This window comes from Brevibacillus migulae, from assembly GCF_004521915.1.
Classification (GTDB): Bacteria; Bacillota; Bacilli; order Brevibacillales; family Brevibacillaceae; genus Brevibacillus_F; species Brevibacillus_F migulae.
The window spans coordinates 269,167-286,370 of sequence record NZ_SDKD01000004.1 but is presented as its reverse complement, the minus strand read 5'-3'; the positions used below and the strand labels follow the sequence as shown (position 1 = coordinate 286,370).

Here is a 17,204-nt window from a genome sequence, read left to right as displayed (position 1 = left end):
TGGCACATACATACAAGCAATGGAAGGGTAAAGAAACAGGTATCCAACTCTCAAAAAGGACGTGTGTGTATGTTGAATGGGGTGCAAATTCGGAATCGATTGAGTGACTCAGAGATTGAGAAAATTCTTGAACTCGCCCATCAGTGCAATCAATTTGAGCACATTCATGTGGATGTTACTTTAAATATTTCCATGCTGCGCAACCGTAACGGCAGAGAGAATCATGATTTTTTGTATTATGTCGATGATAGGCTGGTTGGGTTTCTCGGCATGTATTTCATCTCAAGTGAGGAAGAAGTGGAACTATCGGGGATGGTGCACCCGGAGCATCGAAACCGGAAAATTGCATCTACCCTTTTAACGGAAGCAAAGATGCAGCTGGCGAAAAGAGATCTGCGCCAGCGGCTCATCGTCTGCGATCATTCTTCCGCCTCTGGTCAGCAATTTCTAAAAGCGATCGGAGCAACGTATCGGTTTTCCGAGTACAGCATGGGCCTTGTTGACACCCCGCCGCCTTGCAAGCCGAGTAAAAAGCTGGAGCTGGTTCCCGTGCACCCCGCTGATACCACTGATGTGATCCGCATCCTCATGGAAAGCTTTGGTGATACAGAGCAAGAAGCCCGTGAGCTCGTGGAAAGGAATACGGCAGGCGGGGATCATCAGATGTATGTAGCAAAGGATGATACACTGCCCATCGGGACCATCACAGCATCCAGAGATGGCGCTGATGTCTATATCACTGCTTTTGCCGTACACCCCACCTACCAAGGAAAAGGTTACGGGCGGCAGCTTCTCACACAGTGCATCGAACTCATTCGCCAGGAAGAGAATGGCCCGATCAAGCTGGATGTCCAAACGGAAAACGCCAAAGCGCTCGGTTTGTATAAGGCATGCGGATTTCAAGAAATCGCCGCATATGATTACTATTCATTTTAGAAACCAGACCTTATGGAGAGGCTGTCAGTTGGCGGCCTTTTTCCTTTTCATCGAGCTCATTTCTTAAGAAATTTGTTAATCTTTTGCTGACTTTTTTGTTACCTCTGTTTCGTAAAATCTGTCTATATCTACGGCAGAGGAGGTTGGCATGGTAGTATGGTAGGCATGAAAAGGTGGGAGAAGCGATGTCAAAGTATCACGTACTGGTGGTAGACGATGAAAGCGATATTCGCGATGCGCTGGAAATCTATCTAAAAAATGAAGAGATACGTGTATTTAAGGCTGCCAACGGTCTTGAAGCCTTGAGCGTATTGGATAAAGAAGACATTCACTTGATTATTCTCGATATCATGATGCCGCAGATGGATGGCATCCGGGCCACGTTTGCTATTCGGGAGAGCCGGAACATCCCGATCATCATGCTTTCGGCTAAGTCCGAGGATACGGACAAGGTGCTGGGGCTGAATGTAGGTGCCGACGACTATGTCACGAAGCCCTTCAACCCGTTGGAGCTGATCGCCCGCGTGAAATCGCAGCTGCGCCGTTATACCAACCTCGGCAATTATAAAGCGACTGAAGACGAAATCCATGTCAGGGGCCTCACCTTGAACAAGAGCACCAAATGCGTCACCGTGGATCAGGAAGAGGTGCGGCTGACCGCCACGGAATATAAAATTTTGGAGCTGCTCATGGAAAACAAGGGTCGTGTCTTCTCGATTGAAGAAATTTACGAAAAGGTGTGGAAGGAGCCCTTCTTCCAGGGAGATAACACCGTTGCCGTTCACGTGCGGAGAATCCGCGAAAAAATTGAGATTAATCCAAAGGAACCGAAATATTTAAAGGTGGTGTGGGGGATTGGCTACAAAATCGAAAAATAAGTGGACGGCATTCTGTGCATGCATCGTGCTCGCTTACTCGCTTGCGCTGTGCACACTCTCCACTTCTGACGTCATCCGAAACGATGACTATTTGAACGAAAAATCCTACTTCGAGAGCTATTTTTTTACGAATGAAATCATGGCGTTTTTTGAGTTGATCAAGTCCAAGCATTTTCAATATAAAGATTATCCGAACAAGAGCTTGGAGAAAAAAATCGCAGCCTTGACTGAGGATGATCTGCAAAATCTAGAGTTTGAGATCTCTCAGATGCCGGAATATCAGAAAAAAGAAGAAGCGATCTTGTTGTTGGATCAGCAGCTTTTGGATGAAGAATTAGCCACACAGCCAGAAAAACGAGCTCAATTGTTGGCGGAAAAAACACAAAAAGAAGCAGAGCTCGCGCTGGCAAAAGAAAGTTATGCTGAACTGATCAAACGTGACTATGTAAACGCCAAGGAAGACGAGTACGAAGAAATCGAAAAGAGCCTGCGCCTTCGCTCCAGCTCTTTCAAATATTCCATTGAGGATCATCACACACATGAGGTCTACACAAATTATTCATCAGGGGATGAGCGTAAATCCAGCGAAGCGGATCCCATGTATCGGTTAGACTTCCCGCAAACCTCCTATCAGAGCCCCGAACTGCAGTCCATCAACCGCTTTTTTCAGGAGCAAAACTGGAAGGGATACATACTAGTTCCCCAAACAGCTGATGGCTATAGCCAGGTGCATGCCGATTACGCCTACTTCTACAACCTGAAGGATCGGATTGTGAAGGAATGCGTCATTGCCCTTGTCTTTTTATTGATATCCATCGGGTGCGTCGTCTTTTTGCGAAATACGAATCAACGTGACATCGCGATCATCTCCACCTGCCGCACTTGGGCAGATCGCATCCCGTTTGATTTTCGGATCGCCCTCTTTCTTTTCTGCGGGTTCATGTTGCTCATCCTGATCACAGAACTCGACCGTTTCTTTTATCTTCCTCTCGAGCCGAGACAAGCATTCATCTTAACGTTTGTCGCTGGGGTCATCGCGTATTTGCTGGCAGAGGCTCAAGAGCTTATACGACTTGCAAAAGATCAGGAGAAATGGCGCCAACAATGGCAATCCGGGTTCTTTTATCGATTGATTCGCTTGGTGAAGGACAGCTTCCTGTATAAAAGCATTTTTGTCAGCATTGTGGTTTTTGCCGGGCTGACTGGGTTTTGGGGAACGCTCCTGGGGATCTTGGTCTTTCGCGGCGACGAGGAATGGTTTTTGCTCACGTTTGCGTATTCGGTTCTCTATCTGCTCCTCGTCGTACCGTTTGTCCTGAAACGGGTGAATATCTTCAACAGGATCCTCAAAGGTGCCGAGGAGATCGCATCCGGTAACTTTCACTATCTCATCGAGGCGAAGGGGAATGGAAAGCTCTCGGAATTGGCGAAGCATATGAATGAGATGAGGAATGGTTATCGGGAGATGCTCGACCAACAGATCAAGAGCGAGCGTTTGAAATCAGAGCTGATTACCAACGTCTCCCACGACCTGAAGACGCCGCTGACCTCCATTATCAATTATATAGACCTGCTTGGAAAAAAGGAGCTGGCCGATGAGGAGGCCAAGCAATACATCACGGTGCTGGATCGGAAGGCGGCTCGTCTGAAAACGTTGATCGATGATCTGTTTGAAGCCTCAAAAATGGCGAGCGGCTCTGTGGAGCTGCACATGGAAAAAGTGAATGTCGTCGCCCTGCTCAATCAAGCGATTGCGGAATGCAGCGACCAGATTGAGGCCTCCTCGCTCGCTTTTCGCGTCTCCACGGATAAGCCCAAAATCCATGCGTATCTGGATGGAAAGAAAACCTGGAGAGTCTTCGAAAACCTGATCAGCAACGCTCTTAAATATTCTTTGCCAAATACCAGAGTCTATGTAAGCGTGACTGAGCACGCGGATCATGTAGCATTGACCATGCAAAACGTATCCGCGTACGAGCTCGATTTCGATGTGGACGAGATTTTCGAACGATTTAAGCGCGGCGACCAGTCCAGACATACCGAAGGCTCCGGACTCGGCTTGGCCATTGCCAAGAGCATCGTGGAGCTGCAGGGTGGCGAGCTTTCCATCCAGCTTGACGGTGATATGTTCAAGGTAATGATTGTGTTTCGCAAAAGCTGATGCAACAACAAACGGGCGTCCCTCTCAGAGGGGCGCCTTTTTGATTGTTCATCCGCGTGGGCTTTTGACCCATCCATACAGGGAGTTGGGATATCACTCTCCGTTCATCATCATGGAATTATCATAGAAAGCAGCAGTTTCTTCGCTTTTCCCTCTTTCTTTTTTCATGGTAAGATGAAGAGTGATGTTTTCTTGCAGCGTCCTTAGAAGGAGAGAAACCCGATGAACGAAAAAAAGCCTTATAAAATCAAAAAAATCATTAGCAATAATGCTCTCCTTGCTTTGGATCATTCGGGTTATGAGGTTATCCTGCTTGGCAAAGGCATCGGATTTCAGCGGACGAAAAATGACACCATCCCGCATAGCGACGCCATCGAAAAGGTATTCATCCCTTCCTCGGCCAATAACCGGGAAGCCATGCTGCAGCTCTTCTCCGAAACCGGCGATGAGCTGATGACGGCGATCAATTCCTATCTGGAAATTGTTGAAAAGGCTTTCGATCAGGAGCTTTCGCAGCAATTCGTGTTTTCCTTTATCGATCACATCGCCTTTGCGATCAAACGCATTCGGCAAGGGATTCGCATCTATAATCCATTCTTGCATGAGGTCAAGAATCTCTATCCCTTGGAATACGCGCTCGCGGAAAAATTGCTGCCGCTGATCAAAGACAAGCTGGACATAGAGCTGCCTGAGGATGAGCTTGGTTTCATCACCCTGCACCTGCGAACGATCAAGAGCAACCAGAGCATCGCGGAGATGACCCAGTTTTCCCAGTTGATCACGACCTTGGTGGAGCTGATCGAGGAAGAGCTGTCGATCACGATCAACAAGACCTCTACCGACTACGCCCGACTGGTGACCCATATCCGCTTTGCCATTGACCGCGCCCAAAAGCAGCAAGGACTGGGGGAAAATCACCCGCTCAGTGCCTTGCTTCAGCGCGAATACCCGGTTTGCTACAATTTGAGCTATAAATTGGTCAAAATCATGCAAAATGAGCTGAAGCTCGATATATCCGAAGCCGAAGTCAGCTATCTCACCCTGCACATCCAACGCCTCGCCAAGGTTGTCAACTAGATCAGCCTCCTTTGGCAATCGCTATGAAACCCAAGCATGGGATTTGATCCTGGTCCGCGCAATCTGCTGTCGATCAGCTTCATCTCTCATGCTTTTTTGGTATTCCGCCGATTAGGTGATACTAAGCACAGATTACGAAATGAGGAGAATGCACATGATCCAAAAAGTATTTACCGTCCACAACCATATGGGTATTCATGCGCGACCAGCTACAAAGCTGGTCCAAGTGGCAATCACGTTTCCGTGTGAAATCATCCTTGAAAAGGATGGAAAACGCATGAACGGAAAAAGCATCATGGGAGTAATGTCGATGGCCGCGATGTTTCAGGATCGACTGACTGTCACGGCGAATGGTGAGGGCGAGGCCGAAGCGATCGAAGCGATTGGCGAGATAATCGAAGCGTCGCATGAGGAAGCGTGACATTTTGGGGTTTGTGCATTCATAGTGGTGGGGGAAGGGAAGAGAGCGCGGGCTGCGTTCTTGCCACACCGGCAAGGGGGTTNATAGTGGTGGGGGAAGGGAAGAGAGCGCGGGCTGCGTTCTTGCCACACCGGCAAGGGGGTTGAAACTGTCCGGTTCCGCTTCCAAAAACGGTACGTCACGCAAAAGGTTCGAAGAAGCAAATTCAAACGTAGAGGTTGCGCGACAAGCGTGTCCCGTTTTTGGAAGCTCCACCTTGGCAGGTGTGACAAAGACTCCGCCCGTCCCTCTCTTCCCTTCCTCACGTAGCCGTTGCAGTCATCGTAACCATAATCCTTGCATAATCACCCTTCTATGGACCACTGTCCGTTTCGAAACGTCTGTGACCCGCATTTACTATGGTAAATGAAGGGCAAAGGGGCGTTTCTAATTGAAAGGTAAGCACAGTCATTCATTGCACTTTGTAAGATTTTCTGATATACCAGGCCACCTGCATGACTATGACACTCCAACCACCGTGAATGATCGGCATCGGCATCGGGTGCGTGGAAGAACCTCTCCTCCACAAGGTTATGGAAATCAGCATGTCCACTATTATGAAGGAACCACTACCTTTGATGATGGGCATGTGCATCATTTCAGCGGGTGGACAGGTCCGCCTATTCCTTTGCCAGACGGGAGCCATTACCACGAATTTTCGGGGCAAACCACTTATAACGATGGACACATTCATTACTACCGCGGGGGAACTGGCAGGGCAATCATGTGAAAAACAACAACTGGTGGATAAGAAGAAGCTGCCGTCACCTTCACAGTGACAGCAGCTTCTTCATTTTATCCGTTTTGCTTGATCTGAACGGTCCGTTTCTCGCGATCGACGCTTACCGTTTCCCCATCTCTGAGGTTGGTAAAGACGATCGGTGTGATGATGGATGGAGCGTTCTTTTTGACATATTCCAGATCGACCTTCAACAGAGGCTGTCCCTGTGACACGTAGTCGCCCTCGGACACCAGCGCTTCGAATCCTTCGCCGTTCAGCTTCACCGTATCAATCCCTACGTGAATCAGGATCTCACGGCCCAGATCAGAGACGATGCCCATCGCGTGCTTGGTGTGGAACAGGTTCGCTACTTTTCCGTCTACAGGAGACACGACGGTTCCATCGGTTGGATCAATGGCAAAGCCGTCGCCCATCAATTTTTGCGAGAACATCGCATCCGGCACTTCCTCAATCGGCAAAATGGTGCCTTTCAACGGAACGATGATGTCTTCTTTTTGACCTGCTTCTGCATCTACGACAGCTGGACGCGTATCCGTTGCCGTAGTCGCACGCGGCGTTCTGCCTTGCATAATATCCGCGATTTGCGATTTCAGATTGTCCGATTTCGGCCCAAAAATCGCTTGGATGTTGTTGCCTACTTCAAGCACCCCGGATGCACCCAGGTTTTTCAGACGGTTTTTATCTACTTCTTTGATGTCATTCACAGATACGCGCAGACGTGTAATGCACGCATCCAGATGCGCGATATTGCTTGCTCCGCCCATTGCATCGAGGACGTTAGCCGCAAGCTCGCCTGCTTCCACATTGCCGCCTGCTTGATTCTCTTCTGTAACATCTTCACGACCTGGTGTTTTCAGGTTGAACTTGCGAATCGCAAAACGGAATCCGAAATAGTAAATCACGGCAAACGCCAAGCCTACCGGGAAGACCAGCCACCAATCCGTACGGTTCGGCAGCACCCCGAACAGCAGGAAGTCGATCACACCGCCAGAGAAGGTCATCCCGATTTTGACATTCAGGATCTGCATGATCATGAAGGACAACCCGGCAAAGATCGTATGAATCGCGAACAGCACCGGTGCTACAAACAGGAAGGAGAACTCGATTGGCTCCGTAATCCCTGTCAGGAACGAGGTCAATGCGGCAGAACCCATGATCCCCGCCACCAGTTTCTTTTGCTCAGGACGCGCTTCATGATAGATGGCCAATGCTGCTGCCGGCAATCCGAACATCATGAATGGGAATTTCCCTACCATGAACGTACCTGCAGTGAGAGTTACCCCGTCTTTGATTTGTTCAAAGAAGATTTTTTGGTCACCGCGAATGATTTGCCCTGCCGCATTCGTATATTCTCCGAATTCATACCAGAACGGTGAGTAGAAAATATGATGCAGACCAAACGGAATTAAAGCGCGTTCAATGACACCAAAGATAAATGCAGCCAGTGTCGGGTTTGCGTCAATCATATTGTGGGAGAAAGCGTTGAGTCCCCCTTGGATGGGCGGCCAGATGAATACCATCAGAATCCCGAGAATCAGGGAGAACACGGAAGTAATGATCGGCACAAAACGTTTCCCCGCGAAGAAGCCGAGATACGATGGAAGTTCAATTTTGTAATACTTGTTGTACATCGCTGCGGCTAAGATCCCGATGATGATACCGCCGAATACTCCTGTTTGGATCGTAGGAATCCCCAGTACATTGGCCAGAGATGGATCTTTTGCGATTTGCTCCTGGGTCACACCTGCGATCACGCTCATCGTCACATTCATGATCAAGTATCCGATGATTGCGGCCAGACCCGCTACCCCTTCACCGCCAGCGAGACCGACGGCAACACCTACGGCAAACAGCAGTGACAGGTTAGAAAATACGATGTTGCCCGCTTGCTCCATCACGCTGGCAATCAATTGCACCCAGTGCGCTTCCAAAAACGGCATCTGGGCAAGCAAGGTTGGGTTGTGCAGCGCATTCCCGAATGCGAGCAGGATCCCCGCTGCCGGCAAAATGGCTACTGGCAGCATCAATGCTTTCCCTACTTTTTGCAGGGTACCAAAAGCATTCTTAAACATAACAGCTCCTCTTTTCTGCTTACGTAGCTTTATTTCCTTGCACGTAGTATGTGCCAGGGGAAAAGGAAAAATCAGTGCGAGTGAAGAGTCAACCAAAAAGCAAAAAGGCATGAGGAAAACAACGGCAATGATGCGTTACGGGTATGCACCCCACGCTTCATCACGTTCTTTTTCTCATGCCTGATCGAATCAGTAACACGCAGCGTATCAAGTTATCAAGATCAAACAGTTCAGGAAAGGCAAATGTGAAAGCCTTTGCAAACGAAAGGCTGACGCTTTGCTTCGCAACCCAATTTTTCATTTCCTGCTGATAATGTATCACCCGATCAAACATATTTCAAGCATGGATTTTTGTGAAATTTTTCCCAAAATCTACTGAATATATGACATCAGCTGTTTGAGCTCTTGCGGGGTTAAATTGCGCCAATGCCCGATTTTCAAGCCATCCAAGCGTATATTCATGATGCGGATACGCTCCAGCTTCATCACCCGATAGCCAAACACTTCGCACATGCGGCGAATCTGTCTGTTTAAACCTTGGGTGAGGATAATCCGAAATACACGATCATCGAGGCGCGTTACCTTGCACGGCTTCGTTTTCGTGCCAAGAATCTTTACGCCGCTGGACATACCCTGTACAAACTCAGGCGTAATGGGGCGGTTCACAGTCACGATATATTCTTTCTCATGGTTGTTTTCTGCTCGCAAAATCTTGTTGACGATATCGCCGTCGTTTGTCAGCAAAATCAGCCCCTGAGAATCTTTATCAAGCCGGCCAATGGGGAAGATGCGCTCCGGATGATTGACAAAATCAATGATGTTGCCTTCCACATGCCTTTCTGTCGTAGACGTGATCCCTACCGGCTTGTTTAAGGCGATGTAAATCGGTTTCTTTTTCTGTCCGATCGGCTTTCCATCGACGCGCACATCGTCACCGGGCTCGGCCGTGCTGCCCAACTCTGCCACCACGCCATTGATCGTGACGCGTCCGTCTTGAATCCATTTATCCGCTTCCCGTCTCGAGCAGATTCCCGTTTCACTGATGAACTTATTGATTCTCATGCGTTGAAATCCCTTCTTATGAACATTAATCGGTATGTAAGCCGGCTTGGGGCTCGTCCCACATTCAGTGTTGCCGAAAGCCCCCATGCGGTAACCCTGTCCTCTCTACTGTATCAGAACATGCGCGGAAAAGTGTATAATGGATTCACAATGTTGTGATACCAGAGTCGCGAGGTGTGGCATGTTTACAAGTGAAAAAATCGCCAGCTTTTCCGAGCTTGAATTCATGCTGTACAACTATATCATTCTCCATGCCCACAAAATCGTCTATATGCGGGTGCGTGATCTCGCGAAGGAAACGCATGTCTCGACCACGACGATACTCCGCTTCTGCCGCAAGCTGGGATGTGACGGATTTTCCGAATTCAAGGTGAAGCTGAAACTGTACCTGGAGGAAAATGAAAAGCATCAGCTCGCCAGCACCAAGCATGTCGCCAAAGAGTTTCTCACTCGCACACTCTCGCAAGACTACGATGAGAGCATCAACACCATAGCCGCCTTGATCGCGGATGCCAAGCATGTGATCTTTATCGGTGTCGGCAGCTCAGGCATTCTGGCTGAGTATGGCGCACGTTTCTTCTCCAATTTGAAAAAGTTTTCCCTGCATATCAAAGATCCCTTCTTTCCGATTCACGGGCAGATGCTGAAAGACAGCGTCACGATCGTCTTATCCGTCTCCGGAGAAACGCCGACGACTCTGTCCCAAGTCCATCAGTTCAAGGAAGAAGGCAGTGTGATTATCAGCATCACGAATCAAACCCACTGCACCCTGAGCAGCATGTCCGACCATAACCTGTCTTACTATGTCACCCCGGAGTACATGGGTGACGCCAACATTACGACGCAGATTCCCGTTGTCTTTTTGCTGGAGACGCTGGCAAAAGCGACGTATGCCCAGCTCCAAAAGGAAAAGCCGTCGCAGAGCTAACAGGTAGCTCTACAGCGGCTCTTTTCCTATCTTTTGCTGCTGAAGATGGTGATAGACGGCGCCGACGATCCCGGCGTTGTTCCGAAAATGGCAGAGGTCCAGCTCCACTTCTTTATCTGTAACCCCCAGATAAGCGAGATGTCCTTTGATTTCCGCGAGCAGCGTCTCTCGCGAAGTGATACCCCCGCCGAGCAAGATCTTTTTCGGATTCAAGATGTAGCAGAGGTTATAAATGCCGATCGCGATATTTTGCAAAAACATCCCGACGAGGTGGACAGCTATGGGCTCTTGCCGATCATAGGCTGCGAAGACATCAAATCCGGTCACCTCCTGCGGGGATAGATTCATCGCCATCGCATATTTTTCCCGCAAAGCCCGCATGGCCCCGACCCTGCTCATCGTACATTCCACGGGGATGTGATTGTGCAAGCCTTGGGTAATCATAAATCCGAATTCACCAGCGCGAAACCCGTGGCCTCGGTACAGTTCATTGCGTAAAAAGAGCGCTCCGCCGACACCCGTGCCAATCGTCAGGCACAGGAAATCGGTATCCTGCTGTGCATTTCCTTTCCATTTCTCCGCCAAGGCGACACAGTTCACGTCATTTTCGACGGTTACCGGCACATGCATCCGTTCTTCCAAGTAGGCCTTCATGTGAAAATCGTAAAACGAACGGATGGCACCGCCTGTTTCCAAATAACCGCGATCCGGATCGACAAACCCCGGGGCGCTGATCGCCACCCCTGTGATTTGCGCGGCATGCTTCCGGTATTGATCCACCATCCCTTGCAAGATGGCATCTCCATCTGCATGGTTGGAAGAGAATTGATCCTGCAGGCGGATTTCACCCTCCCCGTCGATCAATCCCCACTTTACATCGGTTCCTCCAATATCAAATGCCAAATAGAGAGACACGCTGACAGTCACCTCTTTTACCCGCTGACGGATTCGTCGCTTTTTTGTGCTACGGTTTTGTTCGCCGCAATGACAAACGGCAAGTAGATGATCGTGGAGACAGCCAGACAGAGCAATCCAACCACCAAAGCCATCAGATTGCCGCCCGTGCCAAAAAACGGAATCAGCGGCCCCGGTGTCGTCCAGGGAATCGCGTAGGCGATCGGCGGAATGATTTGCATTTTGATGAACAGATAGCCGATGACCGTATTCACTGCCGGTACGAGGATAAACGGGATGAGGAACAACGGATTCAAGACGATTGGCAGCCCAAAAATCACGGGCTCATTAATGTTAAACAGTCCAGGTGCGGCTGACAATTTTCCGATATCGCGATAATCCTTCCGTCTGGAGGCAATGAAGATGGCGATGATCAGCCCCAAGGTCATGCCGGATCCGCCATAGTTGGCAAACGCATCGTTCAATGCCCAGGTCTCTGGAAAAGGAGCCCCCCATGCTGTCCCCTTTTCTGCGGCGTACGCCAGATTTTGCAGGTTCGCCTCTGCAAAAATGGTTTCACGAATCGCCGCGACGGTATTGGGGCCGTGAATCCCGAACACCCATAAGAAATTGGAGATGATCCCGAGTAGCACGACGGTGAAGATATTGGTCCCCATATCCCGCAGTGGTGCCTGGAGAAGCGTATAGACCAGCTCATGGATCCCTTTTTCATAATATTGCGAAATAACGAAACTAAGTACAGCAAACCCTACGGTAATAAACACAATCGGAAACAGCACCTTAAACGTGCGGGCAATCGCGGGCGGCACTTGAGCCGGCATATTGATTTGCAAGCGTTTGGCATGAGAGAGGCGGCAAAATACTTCGCCCACCACGAGGCCAACGAGAATGCCCACAAATAATCCCTGGGGTCCCATCCATCTGGTCGTCAGGTGATTTTGCCCTTCTACGACCACATATGGCGTATAGATAATAAAATAACACGAAAGCGCTGTCAATCCGCATAATAATTCATCGGCCTTGAGGGAAATGGCCAGATTCCGCGCGACCAGAAATACGATGAAGATGGCCATGATGTCGAGTGATCCGCGCAATACCGGGGTGAAAACCTGCTGATAGTCTGCCAGATTGGGAAACAGACTCCCGAGGAACAAGATTTTCGCGATGAACCCATCCGGTGATAAAATCGCAAAGTTCAACAGAATGATGATCGATCCTGCCATGGTTATCGGAAATGAGAGAATAAATGCGTCACGAACGGCACATACATGCCGTTGTGAGTTCAACTTTGTTGCGACGGGTACCAGAAAACGCTCGACCAGACTCTCAAACTTCTCCATCCACGCACTCATGTCGCTCCCCCTACTCCTCTTTCTTCTTCTCAGTTAATTCGCGATCAGCTTCAATGCCCGCTCCAATACGCCTTTTCCGTTCATCGTCCCATAATCTCTCATATCGATCACTTCAATCGGCGTCTCTTTTTTCACGACTTTTTCCACCTGAGCCTTTTGATAGCGCACTTGCGGTCCCAGCAGCACTACATCGACCTCATCCGCGACCGAGCTGCATTCGGAAACAGGCAGGGCAAAAATCTCCACTTCGGTTCCAATTTCATTTGCGTGCTCCTTCATCTTGTTGACCAACAGACTCGTGGACATCCCTGCAGCGCATACCAATAAAATCTTTTTCATAAAGACCGACTCTCCCTTTATTCTTTTTGGATACCATTGGCCTTGATCACGCCCTGGTACCAGTAGAAGCTTTTCTTCTTGATGCGGCGTAAATCCTTTTCGCTTTCTTCATCACGGTTCACATACACAAAGCCATACCGCTTCTGGTACCCGTTCAGCCAGCTTAACAGATCGGTGAAGGACCATGTGCAATACCCGATCACATCGACACCGTCGCTGATGGCCCCCTGGATCTGCTCGATATGGCTGCGCAGATAGGCGATGCGGTAATCATCCTGAATGACATCTCCATCCTCCAGATGATCAAACTCGCCCAACCCATTTTCCGTGATCAACACCGGAAGTCCATAGCGGTTGGCGATGCGACGCAGACCTACGCGCAAGCCGATCGGGTCGATTTCCCAATCCCAGTTGGTCGCTTCCAGATGAGGATTGCGTATGGTGCGGAATAATCCGGGCACGCCGGTATCCTGACTGGTCCCTTTCTTCCCCGTCGTGTTCATGGTGCCTTCGCCAATCCCGTCGAGCGGATTATGGGCGACCGTAGTGGTGCGGTAATAATTGACGCCCATAAAATCCGGCTTTCCTGCCTGCAGCAACTCGCTATCCCCATCGGCAAGCTCGGGTGCGAACCCTTCCCTTTCGAGGTAGCTCCACATGAGAGACGGATATTGGCCCCAGGCATACACGTCCATCCACCAATGATTGTTCAGTTCCTCGGCATTCTCAAAGGCCAGGATCGTCTCCGGCTGGCAATCGTACGGATAGACAGGGCCATAGGCAAAGCTCGGACCAATTTTTCCGTCCGGTACATACCGGCGAAACGATTGAATCGCACGGGCATTGGCAAGGTTGGCGATATGATTGGCTTGATACATGCGTTTCAAGTCCTTCACCCCGGGAGGATGAATGCCCAGTCGGTAGCCCAACCCGATAAACACATTTTGCTCATTCAAGGTGACCCAGATCTTGACTCGATCGCCATAGCGTTTGAACAGGGTTACGCAGTAAGCGTCAAAATCCTTGATTATCTCTCTGGATTCCCATGCTCCGTAGGCATCCATCAAGGCTTGCGGCACATCCCAATGATAGATCGTGACGATCGGCTCGATGCCATGCTTCAGCAGCTCGTTGATCAGATTGTCATAAAACTGCAGCCCCTGCTCATTTACCTCACCACGGCCCTGCGGATAAATCCGGCTCCACGCGATCGAAAAGCGGTACGCTTTGAGCCCCATCTCGGCCATGAGCTGGACATCCTCTTGATAGCGGTGGTAGTGATCGACGGCCACATCACCATTTGTACCTTTATATGTGGTGCCTTCAAGCTTTGTGTATCGGTCCCAGACGGACGGCCCCTTGCCATCCTCGTTCCAGGCGCCTTCGACCTGATAAGCGGCAGAAGCTGACCCCCATAAAAACGTATGGGGAAAAGGACGTAGCTGACGATGTTCCACCTTTCTTCACTCCTTCGTCTTGCGTTTTGGGTCTCTCTTGTTTTTCAGTAAACGCTTTCAAGCATGGAAAGTAAATCCGTTTTGATCATTTGGTACCTTGTTCGCTACGATTGGTATCTGTTCCATCCACGGAACACTGTGTTACACCAGCGCACGGGTTGTCTTCAAGCAAATATGTTAAATAGGTGAACTCGGTTGTCTTTTCGCAGCAGCAGATGTACGATAAAGGTGTTAAAACAAGTGAAATAATTCACAATAAGACAATATAGACGTTCGCACGAAAGCCTCTGATAGATGCTTTTTTAAATCCACCTCCTTGTGAATTGTTTCACATAATTGCAGGCGGGAATCTGCCCCCTGAATCAAAAGGAGCGAGAATCATGAGATTTCAGTTGACCCCACCCGTAGCCGAGTTTTATAAAAAAGCGCTTGAGTTGAAAAATGGTGAAGCCATCCGGCTGTTTGTCAGAGCGGGAGAAGGATTCTTTCTCGGCGTCGAAAAGGATGTGCGTGGCGTGGAAGACTACTGCCTCACCTGCGACGAGGTGACTTTTTTCATCAAGCAGGATGATGCTTGGTTTTATGACGGAAAAAGCTTGAGCATCCAGCAAATGAACGACGAAATCCGCTTGAATTTGGTTTAATTTCACATAAGAAAGAAGGGTCTTCCCATGAATCAGTGCCCACTCTGTCAGGAACAAACAAAAGAAAAAGGCATTTGCGGCACTTGCGCCGATATTATTGAGTTTGGCTATCCGTCCTTCCCGGCTTATATGCTGGAAACGGTAAAGATAGAAGAGAAGCCATGCGGGTGCGGCGATTCCGAGCACGACCACACCCAAAAGCTATTGTCCGTTTCTTGACGAAAAAAGAGCATCCTTTTCCATCAGGATGCTCTTCTTCTTTACCAGAGAACGGGCTTTGTAACCATAAACCACAGCATGATCCCCAATAATGCAAGGTAGATCCAGATGGCGCGCTGCAGCTTTTGCACCAGCTTGGCCCGATCCTGCTGCGAATCACGCAGCTTTCGCAAGGTTGGTGAAAAGGCTCGCGCCAAAAAGAACAGCGAGCTGACCATCACGATAATCGTCATCAAGACCCATGACGTTGTCCACGCCCATGGTCCGCTTAACAGAAGCAGGATGCCCGAGACCACCAGCACATGTCCCGCATGCTTCGCCAGCTGAATGACAAAGCGAAACGTGTTCACATAGGCCTGCTCCTCCTGCTCGCTCGCCTCCCGCAGCTTTTTGACCATGGGGATGAGCACAAAAAAGGGGCCGATCGACATGATCGCGCTCACGATGTGAATATACAGCAAGAACGGATAAAGCGTACTCATTTATTGCATACGCTATGCCTCGACCGGGCGAAATTCATGAACCCACACTCTCATCTGCGGCAACCATGGCATTCCCGGATGCATCGACAAGATGGATTGCTTGTAAGCCTCCAGATTGTCGAATCCCTCCTGCCGGGCATGCTCATCGGTCAGTTCCCCTAATGACTGCGAATAGACGCGCTCCACGACATAGCGATGTCCCTGAAGCTCCATGATTTCTCCCACATCGGCATATCTCCCGTTTCGACGTGTGGCTGTTTTTTGTCCCTTGATTACCTTTTCAATATCGGCAGGCAATGTGATCATGCGATCGATGGTACAGGTCTTTGGAGGCAATACCTGATTTTCATGCGGATTGCTCAAGTAAAATCACCCTTTCCTCACAATCTGGTCATCATGTCTTAGAATACCATACCAACGGTGTTTTCTGGAAATCCTTTGGTTTGATCCGCAAACACATTTGCACTGAATTCCTACTTTCTACCAAGGGAAACTTGGCTTATAATCCGTATGTAGAGGGCTTATGGTCCGCGAACATGCGGACATAATTCCTACATTCGTTGAGGAGGGCTACCAAATGGCGCAACCGTTACTGGAATCGACAACACTTAATAACGGGGTGAAGCTGCCCTGGCTGGGTCTGGGTGTATGGCGTGTGAAAGAAGGAGACGAGGTCATTTCTTCCGTCAAGCATGCGATTCAATCCGGATATCGCAGCATCGATACCGCTGCTGTTTACGGCAACGAAGAGGGAGTCGGTCAAGCCATTAAGGAATCCGGCGTTGCCCGCGAAGAATTGTTCATTACCACCAAGGTGTGGAACTCCGATCAAGGCTATGAGTCCACCCTGCAGGCTTTTGAAACCAGCAGAAAGAAACTGGGTCTCGAATACCTCGACCTCTACCTGATCCACTGGCCGGTCAAAGGAAAGTATGTAGAAACATGGAAGGCTTTGGAGAAGCTATATAAAGATGGCTTGGTCCGCGCGATTGGCGTCAGCAACCATCATATTCATCATTTGAATGATATCCTGGAGGCAAGCGACATTGTTCCTGCTGTCAACCAGGTAGAATTCCACCCGCTCTTGAGCCAAAAAGAGCTGCTGGGCTTCTGCAAGGATAAAGGCATTCAGCTGGAAGCGTGGAGCCCGTTGATGCAAGGCAACCTCGATGTGCCGCTGTTGGCTGAGCTTGCGGAGAAATATCAAAAAACGCCAGCGCAAATCGTGCTTCGCTGGGATCTGCAAAACGGCGTGGTTACCATTCCAAAATCGGTCACTCCTCACCGGATCGAAGAAAACGCCAATATTTTCGATTTCACGCTCTCTGCGGAGGATATGGAGAAAATCGACGCGCTCAATCAAAACAAACGCTTCGGTTCTGACCCGGATAACTTCAATTTTTAAAGAACGGCTACATAATAGAAAGGTGCTTCCTATGAGGCACCTTTCTTCTTTCACTCCACTTCGATAAGGAGGGGC

At 49.4% G+C, this 17,204-nt stretch carries 18 protein-coding genes; 10 read left to right on the top strand and 8 right to left on the bottom strand.

What is annotated here, in order from left to right; genetic code table 11:
* The first annotated feature begins 69 nt into the window (after window positions 1–69).
* From EIZ37_RS06780 to EIZ37_RS06755, 6 genes are all read left to right on the top strand, one after another.
* Window positions 70–936 carry a GNAT family N-acetyltransferase gene (locus EIZ37_RS06780; RefSeq protein ID WP_134683817.1) on the top strand — a complete coding sequence of 289 codons (867 nt, stop codon included), beginning with the start codon at window positions 70–72 and terminating at the stop codon, window positions 934–936.
* Window positions 937–1,121: 185 nt separating this feature from the next.
* On the top strand, window positions 1,122–1,814 hold the full coding sequence (locus EIZ37_RS06775; RefSeq protein ID WP_134683816.1) for a response regulator transcription factor: 693 nt from the start codon (window positions 1,122–1,124) through the stop codon (window positions 1,812–1,814).
* Complete coding sequence (locus EIZ37_RS06770; RefSeq protein ID WP_134683815.1) at window positions 1,792–3,975, top strand: HAMP domain-containing sensor histidine kinase; 2,184 nt, start codon at window positions 1,792–1,794, stop codon at window positions 3,973–3,975. Before EIZ37_RS06775 ends, EIZ37_RS06770 begins: the two co-directional genes overlap by 23 nt.
* Before the next feature lie 222 nt (window positions 3,976–4,197).
* Window positions 4,198–5,052, top strand: a complete 855-nt coding sequence (locus EIZ37_RS06765; RefSeq protein ID WP_134683814.1) for a PRD domain-containing protein — start codon at window positions 4,198–4,200, stop codon at window positions 5,050–5,052.
* A gap of 154 nt (window positions 5,053–5,206) precedes the next feature.
* Window positions 5,207–5,473 carry an HPr family phosphocarrier protein gene (locus tag EIZ37_RS06760; RefSeq protein WP_134683813.1) on the top strand — a complete coding sequence of 89 codons (267 nt, stop codon included), beginning with the start codon at window positions 5,207–5,209 and terminating at the stop codon, window positions 5,471–5,473.
* A gap of 430 nt (window positions 5,474–5,903) precedes the next feature.
* Entirely contained in the window at window positions 5,904–6,242 is a 339-nt protein-coding gene (locus EIZ37_RS06755; protein ID WP_134683812.1) for a YmaF family protein, read from the top strand.
* Between the two features lie 65 nt (window positions 6,243–6,307).
* On the opposite strand, the gene ptsG is transcribed toward EIZ37_RS06755, so the two are convergent.
* Window positions 6,308–8,326 (bottom strand): glucose-specific PTS transporter subunit IIBC, encoded by a 2,019-nt coding sequence (gene ptsG, locus EIZ37_RS06750; protein ID WP_134683811.1) that lies wholly within the window; start codon window positions 8,324–8,326, stop codon window positions 6,308–6,310.
* Between the two features lie 372 nt (window positions 8,327–8,698).
* Window positions 8,699–9,388, bottom strand: coding sequence for a 23S rRNA pseudouridine(2604) synthase RluF (rluF, locus tag EIZ37_RS06745; RefSeq protein ID WP_134683810.1), 690 nt, complete (start codon window positions 9,386–9,388; stop codon window positions 8,699–8,701).
* A 181-nt stretch (window positions 9,389–9,569) separates the two neighbouring features.
* On the opposite strand from rluF, the gene EIZ37_RS06740 reads away from it, so the two are divergent.
* On the top strand, window positions 9,570–10,316 hold the full coding sequence (locus tag EIZ37_RS06740; protein ID WP_134683809.1) for a MurR/RpiR family transcriptional regulator: 747 nt from the start codon (window positions 9,570–9,572) through the stop codon (window positions 10,314–10,316).
* A 9-nt stretch (window positions 10,317–10,325) separates the two neighbouring features.
* On the opposite strand, the gene EIZ37_RS06735 is transcribed toward EIZ37_RS06740, so the two are convergent.
* From EIZ37_RS06735 to EIZ37_RS06720, 4 genes are read right to left on the bottom strand one after another with little or no spacing between them, the layout of a single operon-like run.
* Window positions 10,326–11,231, bottom strand: coding sequence for an ROK family protein (locus tag EIZ37_RS06735; RefSeq protein ID WP_167568695.1), 906 nt, complete (start codon window positions 11,229–11,231; stop codon window positions 10,326–10,328).
* Between the two features lie 17 nt (window positions 11,232–11,248).
* Window positions 11,249–12,583: a PTS sugar transporter subunit IIC gene (locus tag EIZ37_RS06730; protein WP_134683807.1), complete on the bottom strand. Its 1,335-nt coding sequence runs from the start codon at window positions 12,581–12,583 to the stop codon at window positions 11,249–11,251.
* 33 nt (window positions 12,584–12,616) lie between these two features.
* Window positions 12,617–12,922 carry a PTS sugar transporter subunit IIB gene (locus EIZ37_RS06725; protein ID WP_134683806.1) on the bottom strand — a complete coding sequence of 102 codons (306 nt, stop codon included), beginning with the start codon at window positions 12,920–12,922 and terminating at the stop codon, window positions 12,617–12,619.
* Between the two features lie 17 nt (window positions 12,923–12,939).
* Window positions 12,940–14,379, bottom strand: coding sequence for a glycoside hydrolase family 1 protein (locus EIZ37_RS06720; protein WP_134683805.1), 1,440 nt, complete (start codon window positions 14,377–14,379; stop codon window positions 12,940–12,942).
* A gap of 380 nt (window positions 14,380–14,759) precedes the next feature.
* Between EIZ37_RS06720 and EIZ37_RS06715 the strand changes: the two genes are divergently transcribed.
* Together EIZ37_RS06715 and EIZ37_RS06710 are read left to right on the top strand one after the other, a co-directional pair.
* A complete protein-coding gene (locus EIZ37_RS06715) occupies window positions 14,760–15,023 on the top strand; it encodes a hypothetical protein (protein WP_134683804.1) in 264 nt (87 codons plus the stop codon).
* Between the two features lie 27 nt (window positions 15,024–15,050).
* On the top strand, window positions 15,051–15,242 hold the full coding sequence (locus EIZ37_RS06710; protein WP_134683803.1) for a hypothetical protein: 192 nt from the start codon (window positions 15,051–15,053) through the stop codon (window positions 15,240–15,242).
* Window positions 15,243–15,283: 41 nt separating this feature from the next.
* On the opposite strand, the gene EIZ37_RS06705 is transcribed toward EIZ37_RS06710, so the two are convergent.
* Both EIZ37_RS06705 and EIZ37_RS06700 read right to left on the bottom strand, forming a co-directional pair.
* Window positions 15,284–15,724 (bottom strand): DUF2269 family protein, encoded by a 441-nt coding sequence (locus tag EIZ37_RS06705; RefSeq protein ID WP_134683802.1) that lies wholly within the window; start codon window positions 15,722–15,724, stop codon window positions 15,284–15,286.
* Between the two features lie 12 nt (window positions 15,725–15,736).
* On the bottom strand, window positions 15,737–16,030 hold the full coding sequence (locus EIZ37_RS06700; RefSeq protein ID WP_407921121.1) for an ASCH domain-containing protein: 294 nt from the start codon (window positions 16,028–16,030) through the stop codon (window positions 15,737–15,739).
* Between the two features lie 271 nt (window positions 16,031–16,301).
* Here EIZ37_RS06700 and EIZ37_RS06695 point away from each other — a divergent pair, with 271 nt between their 5' ends.
* Entirely contained in the window at window positions 16,302–17,129 is an 828-nt protein-coding gene (locus EIZ37_RS06695) for an aldo/keto reductase (RefSeq protein ID WP_134683800.1), read from the top strand.
* Window positions 17,130–17,204: the final 75 nt, after the last annotated feature.